At 71.6% G+C, this 26,898-nt stretch carries 24 protein-coding genes and 2 pseudogenes; 13 read left to right on the top strand and 13 right to left on the bottom strand.

Annotation, left to right across the window (positions count from 1 at the left end):
• Window positions 1–140 precede the first annotated feature (140 nt).
• From ACFVYR_RS26125 to ACFVYR_RS26115, 3 genes and pseudogenes are all read left to right on the top strand, one after another.
• Window positions 141–287, top strand: a complete 147-nt coding sequence (locus tag ACFVYR_RS26125; protein WP_384254317.1) for a hypothetical protein — start codon at window positions 141–143, stop codon at window positions 285–287.
• Window positions 288–295: 8 nt separating this feature from the next.
• Window positions 296–466: pseudogene (locus ACFVYR_RS26120) on the top strand (dihydrofolate reductase family protein); the annotation flags it as partial.
• Between the two features lie 12 nt (window positions 467–478).
• Entirely contained in the window at window positions 479–1,483 is a 1,005-nt protein-coding gene (locus tag ACFVYR_RS26115; RefSeq protein ID WP_384254387.1) for a YdcF family protein, read from the top strand.
• 33 nt (window positions 1,484–1,516) lie between these two features.
• Here the strand turns inward: ACFVYR_RS26115 and ACFVYR_RS26110 are convergent, their stop codons facing one another.
• Complete coding sequence (locus ACFVYR_RS26110) at window positions 1,517–2,068, bottom strand: AAA family ATPase (RefSeq protein WP_384254314.1); 552 nt, start codon at window positions 2,066–2,068, stop codon at window positions 1,517–1,519.
• Between the two features lie 379 nt (window positions 2,069–2,447).
• Here ACFVYR_RS26110 and ACFVYR_RS26105 point away from each other — a divergent pair, with 379 nt between their 5' ends.
• The 5 genes from ACFVYR_RS26105 (at window position 2,448) to ACFVYR_RS26085 (ending at window position 6,948) form a co-directional block, all read left to right on the top strand.
• The gene (locus tag ACFVYR_RS26105) at window positions 2,448–3,089 is read left to right on the top strand and encodes a carbonic anhydrase (protein WP_384254312.1); all 642 of its coding nucleotides are present in this window, start codon (window positions 2,448–2,450) and stop codon (window positions 3,087–3,089) included.
• Between the two features lie 60 nt (window positions 3,090–3,149).
• Window positions 3,150–4,670 (top strand): SulP family inorganic anion transporter, encoded by a 1,521-nt coding sequence (locus ACFVYR_RS26100; RefSeq protein WP_384254310.1) that lies wholly within the window; start codon window positions 3,150–3,152, stop codon window positions 4,668–4,670.
• Between the two features lie 130 nt (window positions 4,671–4,800).
• Complete coding sequence (locus ACFVYR_RS26095) at window positions 4,801–4,962, top strand: hypothetical protein (protein WP_384254308.1); 162 nt, start codon at window positions 4,801–4,803, stop codon at window positions 4,960–4,962.
• Window positions 4,963–5,101: 139 nt separating this feature from the next.
• Window positions 5,102–6,319, top strand: coding sequence for a hypothetical protein (locus ACFVYR_RS26090; RefSeq protein ID WP_384254305.1), 1,218 nt, complete (start codon window positions 5,102–5,104; stop codon window positions 6,317–6,319).
• A 35-nt stretch (window positions 6,320–6,354) separates the two neighbouring features.
• On the top strand, window positions 6,355–6,948 hold the full coding sequence (locus ACFVYR_RS26085; RefSeq protein ID WP_384254304.1) for a hypothetical protein: 594 nt from the start codon (window positions 6,355–6,357) through the stop codon (window positions 6,946–6,948).
• Window positions 6,949–6,995: 47 nt separating this feature from the next.
• Here ACFVYR_RS26085 and ACFVYR_RS26080 read toward each other — a convergent pair whose 3' ends face one another.
• Complete coding sequence (locus ACFVYR_RS26080; RefSeq protein ID WP_384254385.1) at window positions 6,996–8,312, bottom strand: phosphatase PAP2 family protein; 1,317 nt, start codon at window positions 8,310–8,312, stop codon at window positions 6,996–6,998.
• 437 nt (window positions 8,313–8,749) lie between these two features.
• Here ACFVYR_RS26080 and ACFVYR_RS26075 point away from each other — a divergent pair.
• Window positions 8,750–9,319 (top strand): annotated as a pseudogene (locus ACFVYR_RS26075) (M24 family metallopeptidase); the annotation flags it as partial.
• Window positions 9,320–9,327: 8 nt separating this feature from the next.
• On the opposite strand, the gene ACFVYR_RS26070 reads toward ACFVYR_RS26075, so the two are convergent.
• The 8 genes from ACFVYR_RS26070 to ACFVYR_RS26035 form a co-directional block, all read right to left on the bottom strand.
• A complete protein-coding gene (locus ACFVYR_RS26070) occupies window positions 9,328–10,281 on the bottom strand; it encodes a DUF5829 family protein (RefSeq protein ID WP_384254302.1) in 954 nt (317 codons plus the stop codon).
• 332 nt (window positions 10,282–10,613) lie between these two features.
• Window positions 10,614–12,275, bottom strand: a complete 1,662-nt coding sequence (locus tag ACFVYR_RS26065; protein WP_384254299.1) for an FAD-dependent oxidoreductase — start codon at window positions 12,273–12,275, stop codon at window positions 10,614–10,616.
• A gap of 40 nt (window positions 12,276–12,315) precedes the next feature.
• Window positions 12,316–13,230, bottom strand: a complete 915-nt coding sequence (locus tag ACFVYR_RS26060) for a diiron oxygenase (protein ID WP_384254297.1) — start codon at window positions 13,228–13,230, stop codon at window positions 12,316–12,318.
• Between the two features lie 163 nt (window positions 13,231–13,393).
• The gene (locus ACFVYR_RS26055; protein ID WP_384254295.1) at window positions 13,394–14,593 is read right to left on the bottom strand and encodes an MFS transporter; all 1,200 of its coding nucleotides are present in this window, start codon (window positions 14,591–14,593) and stop codon (window positions 13,394–13,396) included.
• On the bottom strand, window positions 14,571–15,152 hold the full coding sequence (locus ACFVYR_RS26050) for a GNAT family N-acetyltransferase (protein WP_384254292.1): 582 nt from the start codon (window positions 15,150–15,152) through the stop codon (window positions 14,571–14,573). Before ACFVYR_RS26050 ends, ACFVYR_RS26055 begins: the two co-directional genes overlap by 23 nt.
• Window positions 15,149–16,348: a type III PLP-dependent enzyme gene (locus ACFVYR_RS26045; RefSeq protein ID WP_384254290.1), complete on the bottom strand. Its 1,200-nt coding sequence runs from the start codon at window positions 16,346–16,348 to the stop codon at window positions 15,149–15,151. Before ACFVYR_RS26045 ends, ACFVYR_RS26050 begins: the two co-directional genes overlap by 4 nt.
• Complete coding sequence (locus tag ACFVYR_RS26040; RefSeq protein WP_384254288.1) at window positions 16,345–17,664, bottom strand: DUF6271 family protein; 1,320 nt, start codon at window positions 17,662–17,664, stop codon at window positions 16,345–16,347. The genes ACFVYR_RS26045 and ACFVYR_RS26040 overlap by 4 nt, the downstream gene beginning before the upstream one ends.
• On the bottom strand, window positions 17,646–18,710 hold the full coding sequence (locus tag ACFVYR_RS26035) for a phytanoyl-CoA dioxygenase family protein (RefSeq protein ID WP_384254285.1): 1,065 nt from the start codon (window positions 18,708–18,710) through the stop codon (window positions 17,646–17,648). The genes ACFVYR_RS26040 and ACFVYR_RS26035 overlap by 19 nt, the downstream gene beginning before the upstream one ends.
• A 335-nt stretch (window positions 18,711–19,045) precedes the next feature.
• Between ACFVYR_RS26035 and ACFVYR_RS26030 the strand changes: the two genes are divergently transcribed.
• Entirely contained in the window at window positions 19,046–19,405 is a 360-nt protein-coding gene (locus ACFVYR_RS26030) for a hypothetical protein (protein WP_384254283.1), read from the top strand.
• 34 nt (window positions 19,406–19,439) lie between these two features.
• On the opposite strand, the gene ACFVYR_RS26025 is transcribed toward ACFVYR_RS26030, so the two are convergent.
• On the bottom strand, window positions 19,440–20,249 hold the full coding sequence (locus tag ACFVYR_RS26025; protein ID WP_384254281.1) for an SDR family NAD(P)-dependent oxidoreductase: 810 nt from the start codon (window positions 20,247–20,249) through the stop codon (window positions 19,440–19,442).
• Between the two features lie 99 nt (window positions 20,250–20,348).
• Window positions 20,349–21,827, bottom strand: coding sequence for an esterase (locus ACFVYR_RS26020; protein ID WP_384254279.1), 1,479 nt, complete (start codon window positions 21,825–21,827; stop codon window positions 20,349–20,351).
• A gap of 316 nt (window positions 21,828–22,143) precedes the next feature.
• Here ACFVYR_RS26020 and ACFVYR_RS26015 point away from each other — a divergent pair, with 316 nt between their 5' ends.
• Window positions 22,144–24,288 carry a choice-of-anchor A family protein gene (locus ACFVYR_RS26015; RefSeq protein WP_384254277.1) on the top strand — a complete coding sequence of 715 codons (2,145 nt, stop codon included), beginning with the start codon at window positions 22,144–22,146 and terminating at the stop codon, window positions 24,286–24,288.
• Window positions 24,289–24,322: 34 nt separating this feature from the next.
• Here the strand turns inward: ACFVYR_RS26015 and ACFVYR_RS26010 are convergent, their stop codons facing one another.
• Window positions 24,323–25,003 carry a L,D-transpeptidase gene (locus ACFVYR_RS26010; protein ID WP_384254274.1) on the bottom strand — a complete coding sequence of 227 codons (681 nt, stop codon included), beginning with the start codon at window positions 25,001–25,003 and terminating at the stop codon, window positions 24,323–24,325.
• Between the two features lie 131 nt (window positions 25,004–25,134).
• Here ACFVYR_RS26010 and ACFVYR_RS26005 point away from each other — a divergent pair, with 131 nt between their 5' ends.
• Both ACFVYR_RS26005 and ACFVYR_RS26000 read left to right on the top strand, forming a co-directional pair.
• The gene (locus tag ACFVYR_RS26005; protein ID WP_384254272.1) at window positions 25,135–25,527 is read left to right on the top strand and encodes a DUF779 domain-containing protein; all 393 of its coding nucleotides are present in this window, start codon (window positions 25,135–25,137) and stop codon (window positions 25,525–25,527) included.
• Between the two features lie 64 nt (window positions 25,528–25,591).
• Window positions 25,592–26,866, top strand: a complete 1,275-nt coding sequence (locus ACFVYR_RS26000; protein WP_384254270.1) for a phosphodiester glycosidase family protein — start codon at window positions 25,592–25,594, stop codon at window positions 26,864–26,866.
• Window positions 26,867–26,898 lie beyond the last annotated feature (32 nt).

Genomic DNA, 26,898 nt, shown 5'->3' with positions numbered 1-26,898 from the left:
GCCGCGTTCAGACACATATTCGCCGCCGACCGGGTGAGGTCCGCGCTCGCCCGGCCGCATCAGGGGAGCCGCTCGGGGTACGGGAGCAGCAAGCCGACAACCCATCCGCCACCACGGCGGTGAGAGCCCGGGAGGACCTCATGGCCGGACTGTTCGCACGTATCAAGGCATTCAGCCGCACGCCCCAGGGACGGCAGGCGGTCAATACGGCGCGCCGCGCAGCCGCCGACCCGCGCAAGCGCGCGCAGGCCCGTTCGCTCCTCACCCGACTGCGCGGACGCCGCTGACCAGTAGCCTGACCGACCGTTACCACCTGCTCGTCTTCCCGCTCCTGCCCGGGGCGGGCAAGCGGCTCTTCAACGACACGGACAACGACATGCGCAAACTGCGGCTCGCCGAGCACGAGGCCTGCCCCAACGGCCTGCGGAAGAACGTCTTCGACGTCGTCGGACGAGACGGCGGCTGACGGTCCGTGCGCATCTTGGTCTACGCCCCGGCGGCCCTGCTCCTCCTCGTCTTCTGCTGGCGCATGGCACGCGAGCGCCGCCGGTTCGGCAACGCGGTGCTCCTGGGTCTCGCCGCCCTCTGCGGTCTTGCCGCCTGGGTGTACGAACTGGTCACGGCCGGCTCGACGTCGGGGCGGGTCGTGGCCGCCTCGCTGCTCGGCCTGGGCGCCACGGGCATCCTCGTACTCGTCGGCCTGCTCTTCTTCAACGGCCTGCACATGGTGCGCAAGGAGGGCCGGAGCCCTTCCAACCTGCTCTCCCTCGCGGGCGCGCTCGGCATCGTCGCCGTGGTGGCACTGGCGGTCACGGCGGCGGTCCTGCGCACACCCGTGCTGGTCGGGGCGGGGGTGGCCGCTCTCGGGCTCGCCTGCTACCTCTCGTTCCTGTTCCTGAGCTTCGTCGCGTACGCCTTCCTCTACGGGCGCCTGCGCATCCGCCGCAAGGCCGATTACGTGGTGGTCCTGGGATCCGGCCTCGTCGGCGGGTCCACGGTGTCCCCGCTGCTGGCCAGCCGTCTCCTGCGGGCGCGGGAGGTGCATGAGCGACTCAGCAGGCGCGGTGGGCCGCCGGTGCTCATCGTCTCCGGCGGGCAGGGCCCGGACGAGGACCTGCCGGAGTCCCACGCGATGGCCGACTACCTGACGGAGCGCGGTTTCCCGGCCGAACTGATCGAACGGGAGGACCGGTCGACGACGACCGAGGAGAACCTGCGGTTCAGCAAGACGATCATGGAGAAGGCCGGCCCCGGCTATCGGTGCGTCATCGTCACGAACAACTACCACGCCTTCCGCGCCGCGCTCACCGCCCGACGGGTCGGCGTCAGGGGGCAGGTGGTGGGCTCGACCACGGCCGCCTACTTCTGGCCCAACGCCACGATGCGCGAGTTCGCGGCCGTGCTCGTCGCCTACAAGCGGACCAATGCCGCCATGTGTCTGCTCTTCGTCCTCTGCGGGGTCCTGGCCTGGGCGACGCGCTGAGCGCCGACCACCGGACCCTGAGCCGGGGCGCCCTCAGCCGTTCGCCAGGATCGCGTCGACCGTCTCGTCCAGTGTCATGCCCGAGCTGTCGAACCACTCGCCCTCGCCCGCGAGTTCGCCGCGCATCGCCTCGTCGAGGAACGACCAGTCGTCGGCAAGGACCTTGTCCCGTGCGGCGAGCCGCGCGGAGACGACCTCGATCGAGGGCGCGAGCACGATGAGGCGCAACGGCAGGCCCTTCAGCTGCTCCCGGTAGAACTCCAGGTGCGCGCGCCGCACGACCACGTCGTCGATGACGGGGACGACACCGGCGGCGTGGAAGCTGCGGGCCAGGACCGCGCCGTTGCGCGCGCGGAGCAGCAGCTGACGGTCCGCCTCCAGGTCCTCCTCCGGCTTGGGCAGCCGGTTGCCGGACACGATCAGGTCCTGGAGGTGGTCGCCCTCGATGTGCGCGCCGAGGGGGAACCGGCGGGCCAGAGCAGCCGAAACGGAACTCTTGCCGGACCCCGGAATGCCGACGACGAGAAAGACGTGAGGGGCCGGTTCGGCGTCGACGACCTGGCCCTGGAACGACGTGTCCGGCATGTTTCCCCTGCTCCTTCTGCCTCTTGTCCTTCTGCCTCTGGCCACCTCTGGTCGAGCGCCGCCCCGAAGGGCCGACGCGGCGAGCGTAACAACGGCCGCCGCCGGTGGTTTCACCGGTCGGCAGAAGGAGACGGGACGGCATTGCTTCACATCGTCCGCACAATCTGCACCGCATACCTCAACCAACGGTTGATTGCTGCACCAAAACCCCGCCCAGGGACGCTAATTACTCAATTTTTGGCAGAATTTTGCTCTGACATCCAACCGTAATGCGATGGCAAAGTGATGGACACGGCGGCCGCACAGGCTGTCACCGTCACCGTCGACCCGACCACACCGCGTCCCGGCCCCGCCGCAGCGACGCAGGAGGCAGGCCACTTTGAAGTCACTGATAGACAACGCCCGCGCGTTCGCCACGGCACACGTGGCGGACCCCCACAACGCCGAGGCGTTCGCAGCCCTCGGCGCCGGGCAGTCGCCCGAAGCCCTCTTCGTCACCTGCTCCGACTCACGGGTCGTCCCGGCCCTGATCACCGGAGCGCGCCCCGGCGAGCTCTTCGAGCTCCGCACGGCGGGCAACGTCGTCCCGCCCTACCCGAGGGACGGCACCACCGAGCGCCCCGGCCACCCGCTGAGCGAGGCGGCCACCATCGAGTACGCGGTGCACGTGCTGGGCGTCCGCTCCATCGTCATCTGCGGACACTCCCACTGCGGCGCGGTGGGCGCGCTGGTGCGGCGCGAGGACCTGTCGGCCGTACCGGCCGTGCGGGACTGGCTTGAGCACTCCGTGGCCCCCGACGCCGCCCTGCGCTCCGTCGCACCGGACTCCCCGGACGTGGCGGAGGCCGTGCAGACACACGTACTCGCGCAGATGGAACGGTTGCGGGCGTACCCCTGCGTGCGTGAGCGGCTCGCCGACGGCTCGCTCACGCTGCACGCCTGGTACTACGAGGTCCACACCGGCACCGTCACCGCCCACCGGCCCTCGGACGACGGCCGCCCGGCGTTCGGTCCGCTGTGAGAGCCGCCGCGACCCCCTGACCGGCCCGGCCCGCTCCCACGACAGGACCCCCACACCCTCATGTCCTCCCTTCCCCCTGCCCCTTCCCCCCTCCGGTCGCCCTTCCTCGCCCTGCGCGAACCGGGCGTGCTGCGCCGGGACATCCTGGCCTCACTCGTCGTCTTCCTCGTCGCCCTGCCGCTGTGCGTCGGCGTGGCGGTCGCCTCCGGCGTACCCGCGGAGCTCGGCCTGGTCACCGGCATCGTCGGCGGTCTGGTCGTCGGCTGCCTGCCGGGCAGCGCCCTCCAGGTGAGCGGCCCCGCGGCCGGCCTCACCGTGCTCGTCTTCGAAGCGGTCCGTGAATTCGGGCTCGGCATGCTCGGCGCGATCGTGCTGCTCACGGGCGCGCTCCAGATAGCGCTCGGCCTGCTGCGCTGCGGCCGGTGGTTCCGCGCGATATCGGTCTCCGTCGTCCAGGGCATGCTGGCGGGCATCGGACTCGTGCTGATCTTCGGCCAGCTCTACACCATGGCCGGGGCGAAGCAGCCGCTCTCCGGCGTCGACAAGATCACCGGGCTTCCCGGGCTGCTCGCCGACACCGTCGGGGACACCACGTCGCTGACCGCCGCGGCCGTCGGCCTCGGCACCATCGGCGTACTCGTGGTGTGGCCGAGGCTGCCCGCCGCTGCGCGCCTGGTCCCCGCGCCGCTGGCCGCCGTCGCGCTCGCCACCGCCGTCACCGCAGGTCTCCGCCTCGACGTGGCGAACGTGTCGGTGCGCGGCATGGTCGACGCCGTCCAGCCGCCGGGCCTCGGCGAACTGGCCGACCTCGGCAGCGTGGCCGTGCTCGGCACCGTCCTGGCCTTCACCCTGATCGCCTCCGCCGAGTCACTGTTCAGCGCCGCCGCGGTGGACCGTATGCACGACGGGCCGCGCACGCACTACGACAAGGAACTCGTCGCCCAGGGCGTCGGCAACACGGTGTGCGGCGTGCTCGGCGCGCTTCCGATGACGGCGGTGATCGTCCGCAGCTCCGCCAACGTCCAGGCGGGCGCCCGTACCCCGCTCTCCCGGATCCTGCACGGCGCGTGGCTCCTGCTGTTCGCCGTGCTGCTGCCGGCCGCCCTCGGCATCATCCCGCTGGCGGCGCTCGCCGGTGTCCTGGTGCACGCGGGCTGCAAGCTGATCCCGGTCAAAGAGATCGTCCCGCTCGCCCGCGCCCATCGCGGTGAGGCGGTCGTCCTCACCGTCACCGCGGTCGCCATCGTGGTCACCAACATGTTCGAGGGCGTGGTGCTCGGCCTGGTCCTCGCCGTGGCCAAGTCCGCCTGGGACACCTCCCATGTCCAGCTGGACGTCCGGGAGTTGACCGACGGCCGGATGGTGGTGACCCTCACCGGAAACGCGACGTTCCTGCGCCTGCCCCGCATCCTGGAGACGCTCGAAGCCATGCCCCAGGACCGGCCCATCGAGCTGGACCTGACCGGGGTCCGCCACCTGGACCACGCCTGCCGCACGACGCTGGAGAACTGGGCGCTGCGGCACAACGACAGCGGTACGGAAGCCGTACGCATGAAGACGCTTCCGGTGGCCGGGGCCTGAGGGCCTCCCCCGCCACCCGCCGTTCGCCGTTCCCCCGATTTCCCCGCTCCGGGGGCCAGGCACCGAACGCCCGGCCCCCGGTGTCCCACCCCCTCGGCACGGAGTGCCGATCAACCATGGAGGTATCACCGTGGACCAGCTCATCAAGCGCATGACCGAGGAGTCCGTGTGGCGCAAGTGGGTCGCCGCGAACTCCGCGCAGGGCGCGGCCGGCGCGAAGGAGGGCTGTATCAGCGCGACGCCGAAGAGCGGCTGCATCAGCGCCACCGGCAAGACCGGCTGCATCTCCTGAACCGCTGACCGGACGGGGGTGGTGGCCACGGTGTCATCACCAGCCGCGGCCACCGCCCCCGCCCCCTGTCCCCGCCTTGCCCTTGCCCTTGCCCCTGACCCTGACCCTGCCCCTGTCCCTGCCCCGAACCGGAGACCTCTTGAACCGCCTGCCGAGCGCCGACGTCCTGGACCGGGTCCGGGACATCCCCCTCTACCGCGCCTCCGTCGAGCGCGGCGACTTCCCGATCCTGGAGAAGCCGGAGATCGCCAGGGACTTCCCCGACAACTGGATGACACCCGGGCTCGCACGCGCCCTGGAGACGGGCGAGGCCGAGTTCGTCCTGTCCACCGGGACCAATCATGCCCGCATGCAGCTCATCCGACCGCCGTACTTCCTGCTCCGCTCCTACTACCGCCTGTGGAGCGAGCACCCCGAACTGGGACCGCTCTGGCACGAGCAGGCCCGGCGGATCTCGCTGACCACCGTCCTCGCCACCGAGCACGTGGCCCGCGTCAACGCCCGCAAGCCGGGTGCCACGCCGGGTGAGCGCTGGCTCGACGACCGGACCCTCTATCTCAACCGCACGCTGGACCCGGCCGACTGGGACCGCGCCGAGGTCGAGAGGATGCTCGCGGAGATCACGGAGGTGAGCGCCGCACACCCTCGTGGCGCGTATCTCCTGGACTGCTCCGGGTATCACCTGGCGCATCTGGTACGCAGGGTCGACGCCTGGGACCTCTGGGACCGCTTCCCACGGCCGGCCGGCATCGTCCACGCCTACGAGTACACGCCGCTGAACGTCCGCGCGTATCTGCGGGCCCACTTCGGCTGCCCGATCGTGGACCTCTTCGGCAGTACCGAGCTGGGGTACCTCTTCCACAGCGACGGGGACGGCGGCTACCGCCCCTACCTGCACGACATGAGCGTGGAGTTGCTGCCGGTGGAGCCGGGCAGCGGCATCCACAGCCTCATCGTCACCAGCATCCGCAACCCCTACATGCCGCTCGTCCGCTACCGGTCCGGCGACTGCGTCCGCACCCGCGACGGCAGCACCGATCCGGCACGGATCGTCTCCTTCTGCGGCCGTGAGAAGGAACTGCTGGCCACGCCCGAGGGACCGGTCGCCCAGGCCGACCTCGACGCACGGGTCACGGCTGTCTCGCCGCGCGTCTTCCTGCACCAGCTGCGGCTGACCGGCGAGGGGCAGTGCCTGCTCTCCTGCACGACCTTCGACGGCGAGCCGCTCACGCCCGCGGAGGAGTCCGGTCTGGCCGCTTCGGTGAGCGCGCTGACCGGCAGGTCCTGCCGAGTGGAGCACCGCGCCCAGGTGCCGATCGGCCGCTCCGGCAAGTACGCCTGGCTGACCACTACCTAGCGACGAGCAACGAGCGACGACCCCGAGGAAACCACATGCCCGCACCCGCACCTTCCGCGCCCGCTTCTCCCGACACAGCGACCGCCGCCCAGACCTCCGCCGCCCAGACCCCCGCCGCCCAGACCCCCGCTTCCGAGCCCCCCACCGCCGAGAGCTTGCTCGGCACGGCCCTGCACCAGGAGGTCGTCCGGCACTTCGCGGCGAAACCCGACGCCCCGGCGGCCTCCTACGTCACCCACCAGGTCCGCGAGTGCCTGCGCTATCTCTACCTGGTCTCCCGCCACCCCGACCGGCTCGGTGGCCTCTTCCTCCCGGTCGAGCAGGAGATCGACGAGATCTGGCACTACCTCATCCTCCAGACCCGCGAGTACCGCGAACTGTGCGAACAGCGGTTGCCCGGCGGACGCTTCATCCACCACCGCAGCGTGTCCTACGGCGACTACCAGCAGGCACCGGGCCGCGCGACGGCCGCGGAGGAGGCCCTGCGGTGGCTCCCGCTGTACACCGCCGCGTTCGGTCCGTACGACGAGGACGCGCTCCCGCACTGGACGGTCGTCCGCTTCCTGCACGAGGAACTGAGGCTCTCCCTGGAGGAGATCGCCGCCCTGGCCGCCGGGTCGGGCAGCTGAACCCGGTGTCGCCGAGCACCTCCCCTCATGGGGAGGTGCCACACCGCTCACACCAGTTCGGGCTGTGGTTCCAGCTGCTGGGCCGGTGCCGCCTTCGGCTCCCACAGCTTCATGGTCCGCAAGTAGGTGTGGATCACTGAGACCATCGACAGGACGAGGAGGGGGCCGAACACCCACGGGTGCCTGGCCATCTCCAGCGGGACGAAGCGGTAGGACAACAGGAGCGCGACGAAGACCGTCGTACCGTAGGCGACGAGTTGCACCCCCGCCCGGTCCCAGCCGCGGTCGTGGCAGCGCAGCGCCGCGTCGACGGTGACCGCGAAGACCACACCGGCGATGATGTCCGCGCCGTAGTGGTAGCCGAACCCGAGCGTCGCGCCGAGCGTCGCAAGGAGCCAGAACGCCCCCGCGTACCGCAGGTACCGGGGGCCTCTGCGGGAGTGGATGAAGATCGTGGTGGCCCATGCCGTGTGCAGGCTGGGCATGCAGTTGCGCGGGGTGAGGTCGTCGTACGGCATCTGGTGCGGGACGGCGACCGTCGGCGGCGTGTGCGGCCACAGGTTGGCCACCGCCCACTGCACGCCGCCGGTCCCCGAGGCACCCGGACCGTAGGCGAAGATCGGCCCGACCACCGGGAAGATCATGTAGATGCCGGGTCCGAGCAGGCCGATGACCAGGAACGTGCGCACCAGGTGGTGGCCGGGGAAACGACGCTCGGTCGCCACGTGCCGCAGCTGGTAGAGCGCGACCACCACCGCGGCGACCGCGAGCTGGATGTAGACCCAGTCGAGGAGGTGCGTGCCCACCGAGCCGGTGGCCTCGACCATGCGGCCCACGACCCACGAGGGGTTGCCCAGCGCGTGGTCCGCGGTCGCCACGTACTGGTCGAGGACCGTCGGGCGGGTCTTCCAGGTGATCAGCAGCCAGGCGTCACCGGTCTTGCGGCCCGCCACGAGGAGCAGGCCGAGGCCGACGCCCTTCAGGAGCAGGACGCGTTCCTGGCCGGTCCGGCGCGTGAGGGCGATGACCCCATAGCCCAGGATCACCCACAGCGCGCCGTTGCCGAACATCATGTCGGCGCCGACCACCCAGCGCACCAGGAAGAAGACGACATCGATGCCGACCGCGACACCGGCCGCGATCAACCGTTCGCGCCAGGTGAGCACCACCATCATCAGGGCCATGCTGGCGTAGAGCAGCGGCCCCGACTTGGGAGCGAAGATCACCTCTCGCGCCTGATTGGTGATCGGTCCCGCCACGCCGTAGTGGCGCACGGCGATCTCCAGCGCGACGAGAAATCCGAGGGCCACCACGGCCGCCGCGGTCCACAGAATCGCCCGGGGCTGACGCCACGCGGCGAAGATCTTTCGGCTGTCTATTCGCGAAAACGCCCGCGATGCTATGGATTTCAATTTATGGCCGATGTGTGAGATGTCTACAAAAAGTCGCTTTTCGTGCCGGACGGCATGCTTCCGGTCGATGAGGACGATCGGCCGCAAGTTTGAGCATGCTATCGGAGCGGCGCCGAGGGGGTTCCGCTGGTCACGGGCGGTACAGGGAGCACTCCGCAGCGGCATCGGCGATCGGCTCGGTCACCCGTTCGGCCGAAGGGGACGGAAGCGTGTCGCATGGGCCTGAACCGCGCCCCTTCGCGAAGCCCAACTCCCCGGATCCACAGGCGATTTGAGGCCGAACGGCACTCCTCACCGATGCCGCGCCATAGTAATGTGACATTTTACTGACCGGCCTCCGGGCCGCCGTTCGCGTTGTCCCCAGGGAGTCCTCGTGACCGAATCCGGCACCCGACGAACTCCTGCTCCTGGACGCGGGCGTGGAGACGAACAGTCTCTACACCGCCGACATCACCCGCACCCTGCCGCTCTCCGGCCGCTTCTCCCTCGTCCAGCGCCAGGTGTACGAGCTGGTGCTCGCCGCGCAGGAGGCGGGCATCGCGGCGCTGCGCCCCGGGGCCCGCTTCCGGGACTTCCACCGGGCCGCCATGCGGGTCGTGGCGGAGGGGCTCGCCGAGTGGGGAGTACTCAAGGACGCGGAGGGCGACCTGCACCGCCGCTACACGCTGTGCGGCAGCGGCCACATGCTCGGGCTCGACGTGCACGACTGCGCGAAGGCGCGGGCCGGGACCTACCTCGACGGCGTCCTGGAGGAGGGGCAGGTCCTCACGGTGGAGCCCGGCCTCTACCTCCAGCCGGACGACGAGACCCTCCCCGCCGAGCTGCGCGGCATCGGCGTCCGGATCGAGGACGACCTCGTCATCACCGCTGAGGGCTCCCGGCTGCTCTCGGGTGCGCTGCCGCGTACCATCGCGGGCGTCGAGGAGTGGATGGGCGCGCTGCTCGACGACCGCACCTGAGTCCGCGTCTACCTGGGCCCGGCGAACGTCCACAGGGCGCGCGCACCCGGGCCGACCGTGAGCGTCGAGCGGCCGATCCGTTCCTCGTGGCGGTGGATCGCGGGCCGGTTGAGCGAGAAGGCGATCTCCCGCAGACCGGCCTCCTCACGCGTCGTCGCGTCGAACCGGATCGTGGTGCCGCCGTGCGATGCGACGGCGCCGCCACCCGGCAGCGACTTGACGGCGAAGCCACCGGCCTTCAGCAACGGCACCGTGCTCGCGACGTCGCGGCGCGTCAGGGCCAGGCGCAGAGACGTCACATCACGCATCTGGTGGTCGCGGTAGTCGTCGCTCAAGTACCGCTCCCTGCCCACGTCGCCGGGGTGGCTCGGCGGTTCGGTCCTGCCGCGCGGGTCGGCGAAGTACTCCGGCCGGTACTCCATCGACCAGGCACCGAAGGAGTCGTACGCGTCGGCGGCGATGGCGAAGAAGCCGTCGAACCACGGCACCGGGACGCCGTCGCCGAAGTCGCGCGTCTGCAGGAAGTCGGCCGGGGTGACGCCCAGGGCCACGAGCCGTTCGCGGACCGTCGCGAGGTCGCCCGCCTGCTCGACGGAGAGGCCCATCCCGGTGGCGCCGAATGCGCCGTCCTTGCCGGGCAGGTCTCCGACCCCGAACAGTTCGACGTAGGTCTCGCGCCCCATGAGGTAGCGGCCGGTCCAGACCTGGCCGCCGGAGCCGGTCGTGGTGCGGACCTGGAAGTTCGCGAAGTCGCGGAGGTAGGCGGAGTGTTCGATGGCGTCGGCGGTCTCCCGGTCGAGTACGCCGTAGGCATGGTTGAAGAACAGGAGCTGACGGCCGGGTGCGGGCCGCTCCCCGCCGGGCGGCGCCGCCCACGCGCTGCCCTGGACCGTCCAGGCCAGCGCGGCGACGAGCGCCATGACGAGGGCCATCACCATTCGCGACTTCCGGCGCAGCAGCATGCGGGGATAGTAGGGCGGGCCGGGCCGCGGACGCTCGGACTCCGCGAAGTCCGGCGCGGGAGTCGCCGTCGGCCACGGCGGAGGATTTCACTCCCGGCCGGGTCGTGGGGTACAGTCGATCTTGTGCTCGACGCCGAACAGGCGGTACCGGGCCCGGCGTTGGTGGTCCAAGGAAAGGCGCCCCACTTCCTGTGGGGAGATGCAGGTGCAAGGCCTGCCCAGCGCTCGCGACAGAAGGCCCGGCCTCCGTGACGGAGGCCGGGCCTTCTGCTGTCCCCACCACGACAGGCTCGTGAAGAGCCGGTGGGGGCTTGCCTCTTTGCACCGGCGCGTCAGCGCAGCAGTCCGCTGCGCCCCGCGCGCGCCGTGGAGACGAGTTCGGCCACGGTGGCGAGCTTGACGCGTGGGCGCCCCGCGGCCCGGCCCCGGGTGACCTCGGCCCGCTCGATGGCGGCGAGGCCGCGCGCGTCGACCACTTGGCGGTTGCGGCGCCGGGCGAGCCGGTGGAAGGCCTTCGTCGCGTGGAGCGGGGCCGGGAGCGTGCCCGCGACCGCGTCGGCAAGGAGCGTGGAGACCGTCTCGGCGGCGCAGGTGCGGTTGGCGCCGATGCCGCCGGTGGGGCCCCGCTTGATCCAGCCCACGACATAGGTGCCCGGCAGTCCCGCGACCCGGCCGCCCTCGTGCGGCACAGTGCCCTCGGCCTCGTCGAAGGGCAGTCCTGCCACGGGCACGCCGCGGTAGCCGATCGCGCGGAGGAGGAGGCCCGCCGGGATCGTCCGCTCCCCCGTGGCCGCCGCCACCCGCACGCCCTCGACCCGTTCCTCGCCGAGGACTTCGACGGGCTCGCAGTAGAAGCGCAGCACGATCCTGCGGCCGGGTGCGGGCCGGTTCTCCCAGTCCGGCCGCGTGCGCGTGACACCTCGCAGGACCGCGGCCTTGCCCTGCGCGTCGGCGGTGTCGACGGCGGCGGCGACGCGCGGGTCGTGGTCGTCCACCGTCAGTTCCACGCCCGGCAGCTGCTTGAGGGCCAGCAGTTCGGACCTGGTGTACGCGGCGTCCTCGGGGCCGCGCCGGGCGAGCAGGACCACTTCGCGGACCTTGCTGTCGCGCAGGGCGCGCAGCGCGTGGTCGGCGATGTCGGTGCGGGCCAGGGTGTCGGGGTCGGCGAGCAGGATCCTGGCCACGTCGAGGGCCACGTTGCCGTTGCCGACGACGGCCACCCGCTCGGCCGACAGGTCGATGCCGTCCGGTGCCGCGTCCGGGTGGGCGTTGTACCAGGCGACGAACGCGCTCGCGGAGATGCTGCCGGGCAGCTCCTCCCCCGGTATCGACAGGCGGCGGCCCGCCGAGGCGCCCACCGCGTATATCACCGCGTCGTGATGGGCCGCTATCTCCTGCGCGCTGATGTCGGTGCCCACGTCCAGGCCCAGGTGCAGCCGGACCCTCGGGTGCGTGTGGAAGCGGGCGAACGTGTCGCCGACCTTCTTGGTCGCCGGGTGGTCGGGCGCCACGCCGTAGCGCACCAGGCCGCCGGCGACCGGCAGCCGGTCGATCAGGGTGACCTCGGCGCCGGTGTGCAGCAGCAGGTCCTGCACCGCGTACATCCCCGCGGGTCCTGTGCCGACGACGGCGACGTTCAGCGGCGGGAAGTCCGCGGGCAGGACGCGGGGGAAGGACGGCTCGCCCCAGGCGTGGAAGTTCGGCCCTTCCGGGGCGGGTTCGGGAGCCTCGGAGCCGGTGCCCCTGTCGTAGTACGCCGCGTTGATCTCGGCGTACTGCTGCTGCGCCACGGGCAGGCTGTCCGCCGGGAAGATCGCGTCGACGGGGCAGGCGTCGGCGCAGGCGCCGCAGCTGATGCACGTCGCGGGGTCGATGTGCAGCATCTCCGTGCTGCCGAACGCCCGCTCCTGCGGCGTGGGGTGGATGCAGTTGACCGGGCACACGGCGACGCAGGTGGCGTCGCTGCAGCAGGTCTGCGTGATGGCGTAGGTCATGTTCGTCGGCTCAGCTCGCTCGGGTCCGTCGGCTCTGGGATCAGATGAGGTTGGCGCGCTTGTAGAAGACCAGGGCCGGCTTGGTGAGCAGGCGGCACGAGGCGAGGAACTCCATGAGCCCCGAACAGCTCGACCGCATCATGGACTTGTGGTGCTCGTTGGCCTTCGCCTCGGCGAGCGCGCGCTCCCCGTCGAGTCCGGCGTTCGCGTACACCTCGCGGTTCACCATGCTGGTGACGATGACGTACGACGCGATGGCGATCACCAGGGCGTTGATCTCGCGGCGCACCCGTCCCGCGCCCGCGAGCCGCTTGCGCGTCTGGTCGCGGGCGAACTTCATGTGCCGCGACTCCTCGACGACATGGATGTTGTTGATGGTGCGGACGAAGGGCACCACCCGCTCGTCGCGCATCCAGTCGCGCTGCATGACGTCGAGGACCTCCTCGGCCACCAGGATCGCCGCGTACGCGGCCTCGCCGAAGGCGACCGACTTGAAGACCCTGCCAAGTTCGGTGGCGAACCGGCGCGGCCGGTAAGGGGGCGCGCCGAGCTTCTCGGCGCCGCGGGCGAACATGATGGAGTGGCGGCACTCCTCGGCGATCTCCGTGAGCGCCCACTGGACCTCGGTGCTCGTCGGGTCCTTGGCGTAGACGTCGCGCAGCACCATCTGCTGCAGGATCATCTCGAACCAGATGCCCGTACTGGCCACCGAGGCGGCCTCCTGCCGGGTCAGCTCCTTGCGCTGCTCCTCGGTCAGCTCCTGCCAGTAGGCGGTGCCGTAGAGCGTGCTCCACTCCGGGCTCGCGCCGTGGTAGCCCCGGTCCAGCGGCGTCTCCCAGTCGACCTCGGTGGCCGGGTCGTACGCCAGCACGGCGGCCGAGTCCAACAGCCGCCGGGCGACATCGCCCTCCGGTGAACTGCCCTGTGTGCTCGGCCGAACAGTGCTGCTTGCCATGCTGCGGCTCCTTGGCTTCAGACGTCCAGGCAGCGGGCACGGCGCCGCGTCGCACGGCAGGCCGCGGCCCCGTTGTTAGACGGAATGTATAACAAGGGGGTCGGGTGCGCCTACCCTCCGGTAAGTAACAGATCCGGGAGGGCCGTTCCGGGTGCCGCCGCCGTCAGCCGCTCGTCGCGGGCCACCGGATGCGGGTGCTGCACGCGGAGACGACCAGCGCCGACGCGGCGACGGCGGCCAGGCCCCACACCAGGCTGCTCGCATGCGCGATGAAGCCGATGAGCGGCGGCCCGGCGAGCAGGCCCGTGGTGCCCATGGCGGCGACCAGCGTCAACGAGTCCGAACCCTGCCCGGCCGCCGCCACGTAGACGCACGGAGTGACGGCCGCGATGCCGAGACCGACACAGGCGAAGCCGAGCAGCGCGGGCACCAGGCCGCCGCTGAGCAGGGCGAGGGCCAGGCCCGCCCCGGCCAGTACGCTGCCGACCAGGACGATCCGGCCGTCGCCCCAGCGGCTGCGCCAGCCGTCGGCGAAGAGGCGGGCGACGACCATCATTCCCGAGACGACGGCGATGCCGAGGGGCGCCAGTTCGGCGGAGGCGTCGGCGACGTCCTTCAGGTAGAGGGCCGACCAGTCGTTCATGGCGCCTTCGGTCACGGTGCCGAACGCCATGGCGACGCACATCCACAGCGTCATGCTGGACGGCAGGACCCAGTTCCTCTTCTTCGCGGGCTTCGCCCCCTGCCCTGCCGTGACGTCCGCCGCCTCCGCCTCCTCGGCGGCGGGCTCGTGCTCCGGCAGGAGACCGGTCCGGGCGTACGCCACCAGCAGGAGCAGCAGCAGCGCTGCCGCCGCGAAGTGCACGGCCACCGTCGAGGTCACCGCGTTCATGCCGGAGGCGAGCAGCGCGGCGAGCAGCGAACCGCCGCTGAACGTCGCGTGCAGCCGGGCCATGGCGTTGCGCTCGTACCGGCTCTCCAGCGCGGCGCCCTGCGCGTTCATGGCGACGTTGAGACAGCCGACGAGGACGCCGTCGACGCACATGACCAGCAGGGCCACAGGGTAGTTGGGCGCCGCGGCCAGGGCCAGGAGCAGCAGCGCCAGACAGAGCGCCGAAAGCAGCGCGAGGCGCTGCGAGCCGAGGCGCCGCATCAGGACCGCCACCACGGGGAACGACACGGCCGCGCCGATGCCGGCGGCCATCAGGAGCACGCCGACCTCCGCCGCGGACAGATCGAGGTCCGACTTGATGGCGGGGATCCGCGAGGCCCAGGTGGCGTACTGGAAGCCGAGCGAACAGAACAGCGCTGCGATCGCCAACTGGCCGCGATGGAAAGGATCACGCACGCGGAGCACCCGCATCAGCCCACTTCTCTGGTTCTGCGGCCGGTACGGTCGCCGGTCGTGTGGTTCTTGTCGTCGACGGGCCCGTGGTGCGCGACATGTAGACGGCCGTCGGGCCGTAGCCGGTCGGTGGCGGGCCCGGGTGTGCGGTGAAGCCGCGGCCGGACCAGAACGTCTCGCTGCCGCCCACGGCGACGAGGGAGATCTGCTCGTACGCGTGCGCGCGGGCCGTCGCCACGAGGTGGCGCAGGAGGTGCCGGGCGAGACCCCGGTGCCGCAGGTGTTCCGCGACGACGATGTCGTGCAGGTGCAGGTTGCGCGAGGGGAGCGTCGTCCCGCGCTCGGGCCCGTCGAGCTCCGGGTACGCGGACTCCGGGTAGGGCAGGGCCAGCAGGTAGCCCGCCAGCTGCCGTCCGAGGTCCAGCGCGAAGCAGGTTCCGGGTGACGCGTCGGCCCGGGACTCCAGCGCTTCCCGCCCCTCGGAGAGGCCGAGGGGCGCGTAGGCGCGGGACTCCAGCTCCACGATGCCGGGCCAGTCGCCGTCGGCGATGCGGCGTATGCGTACGACCTCGCTCATGCCGCCTCGCCGTCGATCCAGGTGTACGGGAGCGGGCTGAAGCCGTTGAAGCCCTGCGTCATGTAGCTGGTCGCGTACGCGCCGCAGGACATCACCCAGACCGGGTCGCCCGAGGCGAGCGCCTTGGGCACCGGCACGAGGCCGTCCTCATGCGAGTAGGCGTCGTCGCTGTCGCAGGTTGGCCCGGCGACCACGGCGGGGACGGACTCGGCGTCGCGGTGCGAGGGGAAGACGAGCCGGTACTGGAGCTGGTCCATCTCGTAGAGACCGTTGAACTTGCCGCAGCTGAGGTACAGCCAGTACTGGTGCTCGCCGTCCGGCCTGCGGCGCGCCGAGAGCCGGGAGACGTGGGCGCGGATGGCGCCGTGGTCGGCGATGAGGTAGCGGCCCGGCTCGATGATGAAGCGCAGGTCGTGCCCGGGGAGGGCGCTCAGACGTGCCATGCCCTCGCGGATGACGGTGAAGATCTTGTCCATCGGCGGTTCGAGGGTTCTGCCGTGCTTGTCGCGGTAGCCGAGCGCGGGCAGGCCCCCGCCGAGGTTGACGTGGTCGAGGGCGATGCCACGGCCCGCGAGGGCGGTCAGGACGTCGGCGATGCGGTCGAACGCGCCGTTCCAGGCGTCGGCGGTCATCTGCTGCGACCCGACGTGCACGGAGAGGCCGGCGGGCGTGAGTCCCAGGTCGCGTGCCGTCTCCAGGATCGTGAGGGCGTCCTCGGGCGAGCAGCCGTACTTGTTGCTGAGGCCCCAGAGCGCGCCCTCGCCGGTGGTGGCGAGGCGGCAGAACACCCGGCTGCCCGGGGCGTGTTCCGCGACCGCCCGTACGTCCTCCAGGCTGTCGGTGGCGAAGTCCCTGATGCCGAGCCGGAACGCGTCGGCGATGTTCCGGTCGGACTTGACGGTGTTGCCGTAGTGCACCCGCCCGATGGGTACGCCCGCCCGCAGTGCCTGCTGCACCTCGATGGGGCTCGCCGCGTCGACACCGGAGCCGCGCCGGGCGAGGAGGGCGAGTACCTCGTCGACGGGGCAGGCCTTCATGGCGAAGCGGACGGCGACTCCGGGGAGTTCGCGCACCAGCGTGTCGTACCCCTCCTCGATGCCGGGGAGGTCGAAGACGATCTGGTCCTCGGCGGCGGCCGCGAGGGCGTCCAGGAGCGAGGCGCTGTCGGGCTCGTACGTCGTCGTCGTGGCGCTCACGCGGGGCCTCCCGTCGCCGGGAGCGGGCCGATGTCCCTGGCTGCGCGCATCAGGGGCTGCCATGCCTCGGTCAGCAGGGCGAAGTCCTCGATGTCGCCGCGCGCCTCGTCGAGGAGGCGTTCGCGGTGCGCGGCGAGGTGGTCGGCGACGGCCGTGTACCGCCCGCCGAGCTTGCGGTGGGCGGCGTCGAGGCGGTCGAGGCGCCGGACGTTCTCCGCCTGGTCGAGCGTGGCGCTCCGCCGGGCGAACTCGGCGATGACGGACGGGCGCACGTGGCCCTTGTCGTCGAGCAGGTCCTCGCCGGCCTCGGCCATGCGGTCGTAGATGTGGTTGAAGTAGAGCATCGACAGGAGGAACTTCGCGTAGCGCGTCTGGTACGCGAGGAAGCCGGTGTTGGTCCTGCGCTCCCCGGTGTAGTAGTTGACGATGTTCCGGTTGTGCAGGACGCCGGGCAGCGCGGCGTCGTGGACCAGGTGGATGAGGAAGTAGTCGCTGCCGATGGTGTCGGTCGCGGGCGGCAGCGGCACGCGTTCGTGCACGTCGTGGAAGCTGATGTTGCACATGTCGACGCGCATCGGGTCGACGAGGCCGAGGAGTGCGTGGTCGCGCTCGAACGGGTCGGTGCCCGCGCCCCGGAAGGAGTCGTCGACCAGCGCCCGCTTCTCGGCGTCGGACCAGTGCTCGGGCGCCCAGAGGCTGACCACGTCGTGGTAGACGTCGGGGTCGATGCGCTGGATCTCGCCGATGTCCACGGAGAGTTCCCCGACGAAGGAGCTGCCCACCATCGCCACGCGCCGGTCGGCGTGGCGCGGTTCGAGAGCGCTCTCCGTGACGCCGTGCGCCGCCTCCCGCGCGGGCTTGCCGAGCGACATGAGCTCGTGGTGCACCGGGAAGACGGGCTCGCCGTCGACGCTCTGGTAGCGGCTGTCGGAGTCCCTGCGGTGCACGGACTCGCAGCCCAGGGCGGCGGCGATGAGGAAGGCGCGGTTGGTGCAGGCGCCGTAGGAGAGGCGGTCCGGGAGCATCAGGTCGAGCATCAGCTCGGGCTTGGCCACCTCGGCCCGGTCGATCACGGCGCGCAGGAAGTCGCGCTGCGCCGCCTCGTCGAGGTGGTGCACGACGACGTGCGGTACGTCGGGCAGTGCGGCGACGGCCCGGGTGTGGTCGGCGAACGTGGCGGCGTCGGATGAGTCCAGGATCAGCAGGTGCGCCTCGACGTCGAAGTGCTCGGCCGCGTACGCCGCTTCCCCGCCGATCGCGGCGATGGTCTCGGGGCAGGCCCGGTTGGTGGGGAGCGTCAGGCAGATTCGGCGCATGCGGCTTCCCCGATCGACTGGTCGGGGTACCGGCCGTGCCAGGACTTGAGGCCGAGCAGCTTGGCGCCCAGGTCGTTGAGCGCGGCCGTGCCGTAGCGCAGGGACTCGTGCTTGTGGGCGTCGCCGAGGAGGGTGGCGTTCCAGTCCGGCGTGCTCAGGTTGGACCAGGAGTCCACGCGGGAGCGGCGCAGTTCCTCGTGGGTTTCGAGGGCGGGCATCATCGAGAGGTACTGGACCGCGCGGACGCCGTTCTCGGAGGTGTTGGGGGCCACGCCGTGCGCCAGCAGGCCGTTCCAGATCAGCAGGTCACCGGCCTCCAGCTCCGGCCGGACCACGGGCATCTTCTCCCGGTCGATGGCCGGGCGGATGGGGTCGCGGCCGTCCGGCTGGAGGGCCTTCCACCGGTCGAACTGACGGAACAGCTCGGGGCAGCACTGGAAGCCGCCGTGGTCCTCCCTGGTGTCGTCGAGGGCGATGATGCCCTGGACTCGCTGGGGCAGCACCCCGAGGGTGGTGTCGACGTCCCAGTGCAGGTTGATGTCGAACCCGCGCTCCGTGGGCGCGATCAGCGAGCGGGAGCGGTTCTTGACGTTGGGCGGGTTGAGGTTGAGCCGGTCGAGGGTCACCCAGAGCTCTTCGCAGTCCCATACGTCCACGAACGCGTCGTAGACCCGCTGCGTCTGGCGGCTGTCCCAGATGAGCTGGTGGTGGTAGGCCTCGACGAAGCCGTAGATGTGCAGCTCGCGGTCGAGGTCCGAGCGGAACTCGCGCTCCTCGTACCAGGTGTCCGGGCGGCCCCGGTCAAGACCCTGGAACTCCCAGGCGAAGTCGAGCAGGTTCTTCGCGGCTTCGGTGGGGATCGCCTGCTTCACGACGATGTAGCCGTACGTCTGCCAGAAGGCGAAGTCCTCCTCGCTGAGGACGCGCAGGGGCCGCCTCTTGTCGAGGTCGCGCAGCTGCGTCTGCGCCAGGTAGGTGTCGCCGTCCGAGCTGAAGTAGGGGACGTCGGAGGGGGCGCGATGCAGATAGCTCTCGCTCGCTGGCATGTGGTGCTCCAAGGTTCGGTTCTGTCGTCCGGCGGCAGGACTCCACGCCGGGTCGGCCGGGCCTGGTCGGGCCCGCCGGGGCAGCGCGTTCACACCCGCCCCCTGTCGAACTTGCGTACCACCAAAATGGACTAGACCAACTGGCCCTGTCAACAATTGAATTGGGCGCCTTGGTGGAGAAAAGAAGGACATTTACCCCCAGTTCACGCGCCCGCCATATGAGGATTCGGCAAAGATCCCGCGACTCAACTACGGGCTACTGAGCGGTAGTTGGCCCGGCCCAACGAAAAGGACACGCCTCGGACGCATTGACGCCGTGCGGCTCCCGGCTCAGGGTGTCGGGCACTTCGAGAGGCACCTTCGGCACACCGGTCTCCCTCGACGGCCGGTTCTGGGTGAGCGGGCGGCACGAGGGCCGCGCCGGGCTGCTGCGCGGCGACGGCAGGACCTGGCGCTGGTGCAGGCCGCTGCCGGACGCGGCCGCGCGGACGCCGGATGGTGTCCATGGGACACCGGGCGGCGAGGTGTGGGTGTTCAGCGACATCATCGCCCGCTGGGACGGCGCCACCTGGATCAGCGAGCGCGGCCCCGAGGCGCCCACCGCCTGTCCGCCGGAAGCCGTCGCCCGGCTCCCCGGGAACGGATGGCGGCTACTGGTCGGTGGGCACGACCTCCTTCTCAGAGCCTGTCTTTGAACCCACCGGCCCAGCTGCGCGTGGGGCAGTTCGGTCAGCCGCGGGGCGCGATGCCGTAGTCGAACGCGACCGTCCCCGGGTCGATCGCCGTCACACCGCCGTCGACGGTCAGCGTCGCGCCGTTGACGAACGACGCGGCGGGCGACAGCAGCCAGGCGATCGCCTCGGCGACCTCCTCCGGCCGGCCCGGCCGCCCGGCCGGGATCAGCCGCGTCGCCTCGTCGTACGCCGCCTCGGCGCCGCCGTCGCCGAGGGCGGCCTCCTCGGCGAACCGGGTCATCCGCCGGTCCGCCATCTCGGTCCGCACCCAGCTGGGACAGACGGTGTTGGCGCGCAGACCGGCCTTCCCGTAGTCGACGGCGACGGACCGGCACAGCTGGAGGAGCGCCGCCTTGGAGGTGGCGTACGCGGCGTTGGCCACGCCGTTGCGCAGGGCGGCGACCGAGGCGACCGCCACGACCGAGCCGCGCGTCTTCAGGAGGTGCGGCAGCGCGGCGCGCAACAGCAGGAAGGGACCGGTGAGGTTGGTGCGCAGCACCAGGTCCCAGTCCTCGTCGGAGATGTCGCCGACCGCCCCACTGCGCCCGACCCCGGCGTTGAGGACGAGCCCGTCGACGCGGCCGTACGCCTCGACGGCCGCTGCCACGAGCCCGGTGACCGCCTCGGGGTCGGCCGCGTCGGCGGGGTGCGCCAACGCGCCGGTCTCCTCGGCGATCCTGCGCAGCGGTGCGGGGCGGCGTCCCGAGATCACCACGGAGTGCCCCGCCGCACGCAGTTGCCGTGCGGTGGCGGCCCCGATGCCGGTTCCGCCACCCGTGACGATGACAACTCGGCCCTCTGTCATGCCTGTTCAGCCTCCGGACGCAGTCGTGAGCAGATGTCCGCGATGATACGGAGCCGCCCGCTCGCGACCGCACCCGGATGCCGGGCCCTCAGAGCCCGGTCACTCGTCGATCGCCGCGCCGAACGCCGACCCCGTGGCCGGCGCTCCCAGGGATCCCGCCCCGTACGTCCAGGACCCGGCGCCGGTGACGCCGCCCGGACCCGCGGAGAGGACCCACACCACGCCGTCCCCGGCGTTCTCGCCGGGCGCCGCCGCGAGGAGACCGAAGCGGCCGTCGCGGTTCGGGTCGGCGAGCCGCACCTGCCCGCCCCACTTGTCACCCTTCTCGGACGCTCCCGGGATGTCCGTGTCGTCCTGGTCCCACGACTTGGCGCCGGTGGCCGTCATCCCGTTCTGCGAACCGTTCAGGACCCACACCGCGCCCGCGTCGGCGACCGTGCCGATGTCCTCGCCGGGCGCGCCGATCGCGACGTCCGCGTAGCCGTCGCCGTTGGTGTCGGCCACGGACAGGTCCGCGCCCCAGCCGTCACCGCGCTCGGCGGTGCCGGGCACGCCCGCGGAGTCCTGCGTCCACCACTTGGCCTCCTCCAGGAGGCCGTCCGCGGTGCCGTAGCGCACGCCGACCACACCGCCGGTCATGGTCGCGCCACCGTCGTCCGGCGAGGCGGGCTCACCGGTGACCAGGTCGTCGTAGCCGTCGTGGTTGATGTCCCCGGAGGCCGACGCCGGGCCCCCGCGCAGGTCGTTCTTGTACGTGAGGCCGTCGGCGCCGCCCGCGAACTGCACGGACCAGCCGTGGCCGGGCTCCTGCCCCTCGGTCACACCGGAGGCGACCAGGTCGGCGAAGCCGTCGTTGTTGTAGTCGCCGGTGGTCAGCGCCTTGGCCACGATCGAGCTCGCGGCGGCCGACCTGCCGAGCCGCTCGGTGCCCTGACGGTGCAGCGGCGCCCGCTCGCGGGCCGGCGGCGCGGGCTCGTAGGCGAACAGCTCGATGTTGTCGCGGTCCAGTACGGCGAGTTCGTCGCCCGGGGTGACGCCGGAGAGGCGCGCGGCGGCGAGACCCACCCCGAACTGCGAGCCCTTGGTGGGTTGCGCGGTCTGCAGCCAGTCGCTGGCCGCACCGGTGAGCCCCGTCCTCGAACCCCAGAGGATGGCGACGCCGCCCGCGTCGGCCTGGTCCCCGAGGTCCTCGCCGGGGATGCCGATGATCGCGTCGTCGTAGCCGTCGCCGTCCAGGTCGCCGGTGGCGACGGCCTTGCCGAAGTTGTCGCCCGCCTCCGCGGCGCCGGAGACGCCGCCCGTCGACTGGCTGAACCGGGCGACGTTCGTGGTGCCGATGCCTCCGGTCGAGCCGTACTGGACGGTGACGAGCCCCGCGCCCTTGGCGCCGCTCACCGTCGCGCCCGGGGCGCCGACCAGGATGTCCTCGTACCCGTCGCCGTTGAAGTCGCTGTTGCGGTCGTCGGCGTGCGTACCCCCAGGGGTGCCGGCGAGAGCGGAGGGGGCGGTGGCGATACCGGCCCCGGTCAGCAGGAGGAACGAGGCCGCCGCGAGGGCGGCCGAACGGTTCTTGCGCACGTGCGGCTCCTTGGAAGGAAGGTGGCCGGGCAAGCGCGGGGGGTGTCCGGAAAGGGCCCGTTCCTTGTCCGGCGTCCTGTTCGACACGGGATGGGGCGTCAGGGTTGTACGCCGGTCCTGAAGTAGTGGTCCGTGGCTCCGGTCCGGCGGGCCCGAAGCAGACCGGAAGCGGTGCGTCCGGCGCGTACGCCGTTCACCGGCACTCGTCCTTTGCAGTGCTCTTCGGATGCGGCAGCGGATCGGTTGAGGGGCCCGGGACGTCGCTCGTGCGAGCCTCCTCCACGTCGCTTTGACCAAGTGAGGAGCTGATCTGCACGTGAGTTTCCCTTCCGTCATCCAGTCCGGGATGAGGTACCTCTGCCTCCTCGGCATGGTGGCGGGCAGCGGTCTCCCGGCCGTGCCCGCCGCCGCGCACTCCTCTCCCGGGTCGGGGGCCGCCCAGGCCGTGCCCGCCGCCGCCGCGAAGCCGCTGCCCGGCGGGCTCGGCCCGTGCGTGCCCGGCAACTGCCCCGACGGCGACTACCCGCCCGTCCACAACGGCGGCATCAGGTACCGCGACAACGGCATCAACGTCTACGTCGGCGAGGACTTCCTCGTCCGCGAGCGGGCCGCGGAGGCCGAGGGCCGCGTGGTGGTCCTCGGCGACTTCGACCAGGACAAGGCGGCCGGCTTCAGCAGCGTCTACAACATCGGCGAGGCCGGCGTCGGCTCGCGCGTGGCGCCGCCCGTGGGCTCGGACTGGCTCACCACGGGCGGCGACGTCACGGTCGCGAGCGGCGAGCGGCTGCTCGCCGAGGGCGGTGTGGTGCGCCACGCCGGTGACACCTCCGGCAGGATCCTCGCCACCCTGCGCAAGGACCGCGAGGCCGCAGAGCCGTACATCCCGCTCCGGGACGAGCTGACGGCCGCCAGCCGGTGCTACGCGCACCCCGACGGCGGCCTCCGCGAGGCCACCGGAACGGCGAGGCACTCGGGCGGCGAGACCCTGTTCCGCGGCGACAACAGCTCCCGGCTGCAGGTCTTCAACGTGGACTTCGACCTGATGAGCGCGAGCGGCGGCCAGGAGGGCATCCGTTTCGAGGGGATCCCGGACGGCGCCACGATCCTGGTCAACGTCCTCGGTACGAAGCGCACCATCAGCACCTACAGCGGCACCATCGACGACAGCAGCCGGTTCAACCAGCTGCGCAGCCGCCTGCTGTGGAACTTCCCCGACGCCACGTCGGTGGAGTTCAAGGGAACCGGCCAGTTCCAGGGAAGCGTCCTGGTCGGCGAACAGAGGTCGCTGACCACGGTCAGCGTGCCGGGCATGAACGGCCGCCTCTTCACCACGGGATCGCTCCTCCACACCAGCGCCGCGTCGGGCGGCGGTGGCCAGGAGATCCACAACTACCCCTTCCTCGGCGACCTGCCCGACTGCGACACCACGCCCACGACCGGGCAGGTGAAGATCGTCAAGACCGACGGGGACAGCGGAGACCCGCTCGCGGGCGCGGAGTTCGAGCTGTGGGAGGAGACCAACGACGTCGAAGGACTCCAGACGGGCGGCGACGACCCGGACGAAAGGGTCGGCAGCCCCTGCACCACCGGGGCGCCCGGCGAATGCGTCCAGACCGTGCCGCTCGGCACGTACTACTGGCGCGAGACGAAAGCCCCGAGCGGCTACGAACGGCCCTCGCCGAACGTCTTCGGACCGCTGGAGCTGACCGAGGCCAACGCCGACGACGGCGTGACGGTGACCGCCACCAACCACAAGAAGAAGCCGGACGTCGTCAAGGGCGACGTCACCGTCGTCAAGAAGGACAAGGAGACGGGCAGGGCCCTGCCCGGCGCCGTCTTCCAGCTGTGGCGCGAGACCAACGGCAGGGCCGGGCTCCAGCAGAGCGGTTCCGACCCCGACACCGAGACGGGTGAGCCCTGCACCACGAGCACCACGGGTACGTGCCGCAAGCACGTCGCCACCGGGACGTACTACTGGGTCGAGACGAAGGCCCCCGGCGGCTACGAGCTACCGGACCCCGCGGTCTTCGGCCCCCTCCGCCTCACGGGCGCCAACGCCTCGGCCGGAGTCTCCGTGGAGGCGCTGAACAGCAGGCACGAGCAGCCCGGCGAGCTCGGTGGGATCACCGTCGTCAAGAAGGACAAGAAGACCGGCAAGGCGCTGCCCGGCGCCGTCTTCCAGCTGTGGCGCGAGACCAACGGCAGGGCCGGGCTCCAGTCGTCCGGCACGGGCCGGGACACGCTCGTCGACAGGGGCTGCGCCACGGACGGCCGCGGCCGGTGCGAGTTCCAGGGCCTCGACCTCGGCTCGTACTACCTCAAGGAGACCGACGTGCCCGACGGCTACGCCCGGCCGAAGCGGCCGGTCAGCGGCCCGCACGAGGTCACGGCCGCCAACGCCGCCAAGGGCGTCACGGTGACGCTGACCAACGAGCGCGGCGGAGGCAAGAAGGGGAAGTGAGCGCCGCTCGGGCGCGCGGCGGGTACGGGCGGCGTCAGTCGCCCGTACCCGGCTTCGTTCCCCAGAGGTAGAGGCGGTCGCCCTCAAGCAGCAGGTCGTACAGCCGCTTGGCGTCGCCCAAGGCCAGATTGACGCAGCCGCCGGAGCCGGAGGAGAACAGGTCCGAGCGGGTGCCGTGCAGGGCCTGCCCGCCGTTGAAGAACTGCGCGTAGGGCATGGCGACGTGATAGATCGTCGAGTAGTGGTCGCGGCTCTTCCAGTAGACCCGCTGCCAGCCCTTGCGGGTCTCCAGGCCGTCCCTGCCGCTGCGGATCGGCACCGGGTCGAAGACCAGTCCGCGTCCGCTCTGCACCCACAGGACCTGCCGGGTCAGGTCCACGCACGTGATCCGGTACGGCCTGACGGGGCAGTCGCGCCGCGCCGCCGGGTCCCGCCGGACGCGGTCGGCCACGACCAGGCGGTACGTCCGCAGGGTCGCCCTGCCGTCCGCGGGGCGGATGCCGAGCCGCCGCTGCAGCCGCCGGATCGCCTCGCAGTCGGCGGTGGACTGTCGCCCGTCGACCGGCAGCCGGAGCTCACGCTCCAGCTCCCGCTGGTAGGGGGCGGTGCCCGCGCGACACGCCGGTTCGGCCGGAGGAGTGGCGGCGACCGGCGGCGCGTACGACGCGGGAACGGCCAGGGTCAGGGCGGCGATCGACGAGAGGAGCCAGCGCATCCCACCAGCTTGGCCGCTGCGCCGCCGCACCCACGGCGACACGACCCGACCATCGCACGATTGGTCCATCCGGGGGCTCGCGCACCTTTGCCGCAACGCTGTTGCAACGTGCCGGAGGAAATGGTGGTCCCATGGACCGTCATGAGACGAAGGACACCGGGGGCGACGCCCCACGGGTGGAGTTCACTCCCGCAGCCGCCCGGCTCGTACGCCGGCTACGGGAGGCCCACGGACCGTTGATGTTCCATCAGTCCGGGGGCTGCTGTGACGGCAGCGCCCCCATGTGCTTTTTGGAGGGCGAGTTCCGCACCGGCGCCTCGGACGTGTGCCTCGCGTCGCTGACGGTCGAGGGGGTGGCCGAGCCCGTCGCGTTCTGGATGTCCAGGAGCCAGTACGAGCTGTGGAGCCACACCCGGCTGATCATGGACGTCGTGCCGGGGCGCGGCAGCGGCTTCTCGCTGGAGGCTCCGGAGGGCGTACGTTTCCTCATCCGTTCCCGGCTGGTCACGACCGGGCCGTCATGACCTGGTGAACTCCGTTGACCACTGGGAGAGTTGGTTCGCTGTTCGGTCGACAACAGGGGGTCCTGTGACACATCGGAAGCAACGCGGTGGCCGGTTCAGAACGGCCCTGACCTTCATCACGACGCTCGGCACGCTGGCCGGTGCGGCTCTCCTGGGAGCGGCGCCGGCCGGTGGCGCTGTCGGGGCCGGGGAGCGGGCGGGGGGACGGATCGCGCCGGGCGTGGAGTACCGGTACTTCGACATCCCCGCCTCGCACGGTACGGCCCGCGCCCATGTCCTCGACGTGGACCTGCGCAATCCGCGCACGCGCGTCGGACTGCTCCACCCGGGCAAGGTCGCCGCGCGCGCCCCCGTCTCCGCGCTGGCGGACGGGGCCGGCGCGGTCGGCGGCATCAACGGCGACTTCTTCAACATCAGCGAGGGCCAGCACCCGGGCGTCGAGGCGACCGGCGCGCCCGTGGGCCCGGCGGTCGCCGAAGGCCGCGCGCTGAAGGCCGCGGTGCCGGACGGCCAGCGCTTCGGTCCCGCGATGCCGCAGGGCGTGACCACCAAGGCGGTCCTCGGCGTGGGGTACGACCGCAGGGCGCGCCTGGGCGACCTCGCCCTGGACGGGCAGGTCCGCACCAAGGAGGCCCGTTTCCCGCTCGGCGGCCTCAACCAGTACGCGCTGCCCGTAGGCTCGGTCGGGGCCTTCACCAGCGACTGGGGTGAGGTGTCGCGGGTGCGCGCGACCTGCGGCACCGACACCAGCCGGGGCGCGCCGTGCAGCGCGGACACCCACGAGGTGACGGTCCGCGGCGGCCGGGTCGTGGCCTCCGCCGACACGCCGGGCAGCGGCCCCATCGCCCGTGGCAGCACGGTCCTCGTCGGACGTGAGGCGGGCGCGCAGCAGCTGCGCAAGCTGTCGGCGGGCGACCGGGTGCGGGTCGGGCACCGCCTGGTGGCGACCGGGTCGCACGTGCCGTTCCGCTTCGCGATCGGCGGCTTTCCCGTGCTGCGGGACGGCGAACCGCTGACCGGCCTCGACCCCACGACGTCGGCGGTGCGGACCGCGGCGGGCATCTCCGGGGACGGCCGCCGTCTGCTGCTGCTGTCGCTCGACGGCTCACCCCAGTTCCGCACCGGCCTGACGATGGCCGAAGTGGCCGACACGCTGCGCGAGTTGGGGGCGACGGACGGCTTCAGCCTCGACGGTGGCGGCTCCTCCACCCTGGTCTCCGCCACCTCGACCCTGGTCGCGCGGGCGCCGGGCGCCGACGCCGTGACGGTGCGCAACAACCCCAGCGGCGGGGCGGAGCGTCCGGTGCCGAACGGCATCGGCGTGTTCTCCCGGAACTGACCCGGCATGGCTGAACCTTCACGGCCGAACCT

Source organism: Streptomyces sp. NPDC058284, from assembly GCF_042881135.1.
Classification (GTDB): domain Bacteria; phylum Actinomycetota; class Actinomycetes; order Streptomycetales; family Streptomycetaceae; genus Streptomyces.
This window is presented reverse-complemented; position numbering and strand designations above follow the sequence as displayed.

Coding starts and splice junctions, on each gene's coding strand:
- ACFVYR_RS26125 (WP_384254317.1), top strand. CDS start 141: ATGGCCGGACTGTTCGCACGTATCAAGGCATTCAGCCGCACGCCCCAG.
- ACFVYR_RS26110 (WP_384254314.1), bottom strand. CDS start 2,068: ATGCCGGACACGTCGTTCCAGGGCCAGGTCGTCGACGCCGAACCGGCC.
- ACFVYR_RS26100 (WP_384254310.1), top strand. CDS start 3,150: ATGTCCTCCCTTCCCCCTGCCCCTTCCCCCCTCCGGTCGCCCTTCCTC.
- ACFVYR_RS26085 (WP_384254304.1), top strand. CDS start 6,355: ATGCCCGCACCCGCACCTTCCGCGCCCGCTTCTCCCGACACAGCGACC.
- ACFVYR_RS26070 (WP_384254302.1), bottom strand. CDS start 10,281: ATGCTGCTGCGCCGGAAGTCGCGAATGGTGATGGCCCTCGTCATGGCG.
- ACFVYR_RS26065 (WP_384254299.1), bottom strand. CDS start 12,275: ATGACCTACGCCATCACGCAGACCTGCTGCAGCGACGCCACCTGCGTC.
- ACFVYR_RS26060 (WP_384254297.1), bottom strand. CDS start 13,230: ATGGCAAGCAGCACTGTTCGGCCGAGCACACAGGGCAGTTCACCGGAG.
- ACFVYR_RS26055 (WP_384254295.1), bottom strand. CDS start 14,593: ATGCGGGTGCTCCGCGTGCGTGATCCTTTCCATCGCGGCCAGTTGGCG.
- ACFVYR_RS26050 (WP_384254292.1), bottom strand. CDS start 15,152: ATGAGCGAGGTCGTACGCATACGCCGCATCGCCGACGGCGACTGGCCC.
- ACFVYR_RS26040 (WP_384254288.1), bottom strand. CDS start 17,664: ATGCGCCGAATCTGCCTGACGCTCCCCACCAACCGGGCCTGCCCCGAG.
- ACFVYR_RS26035 (WP_384254285.1), bottom strand. CDS start 18,710: ATGCCAGCGAGCGAGAGCTATCTGCATCGCGCCCCCTCCGACGTCCCC.
- ACFVYR_RS26025 (WP_384254281.1), bottom strand. CDS start 20,249: ATGACAGAGGGCCGAGTTGTCATCGTCACGGGTGGCGGAACCGGCATC.
- ACFVYR_RS26010 (WP_384254274.1), bottom strand. CDS start 25,003: ATGCGCTGGCTCCTCTCGTCGATCGCCGCCCTGACCCTGGCCGTTCCC.
- ACFVYR_RS26005 (WP_384254272.1), top strand. CDS start 25,135: ATGGACCGTCATGAGACGAAGGACACCGGGGGCGACGCCCCACGGGTG.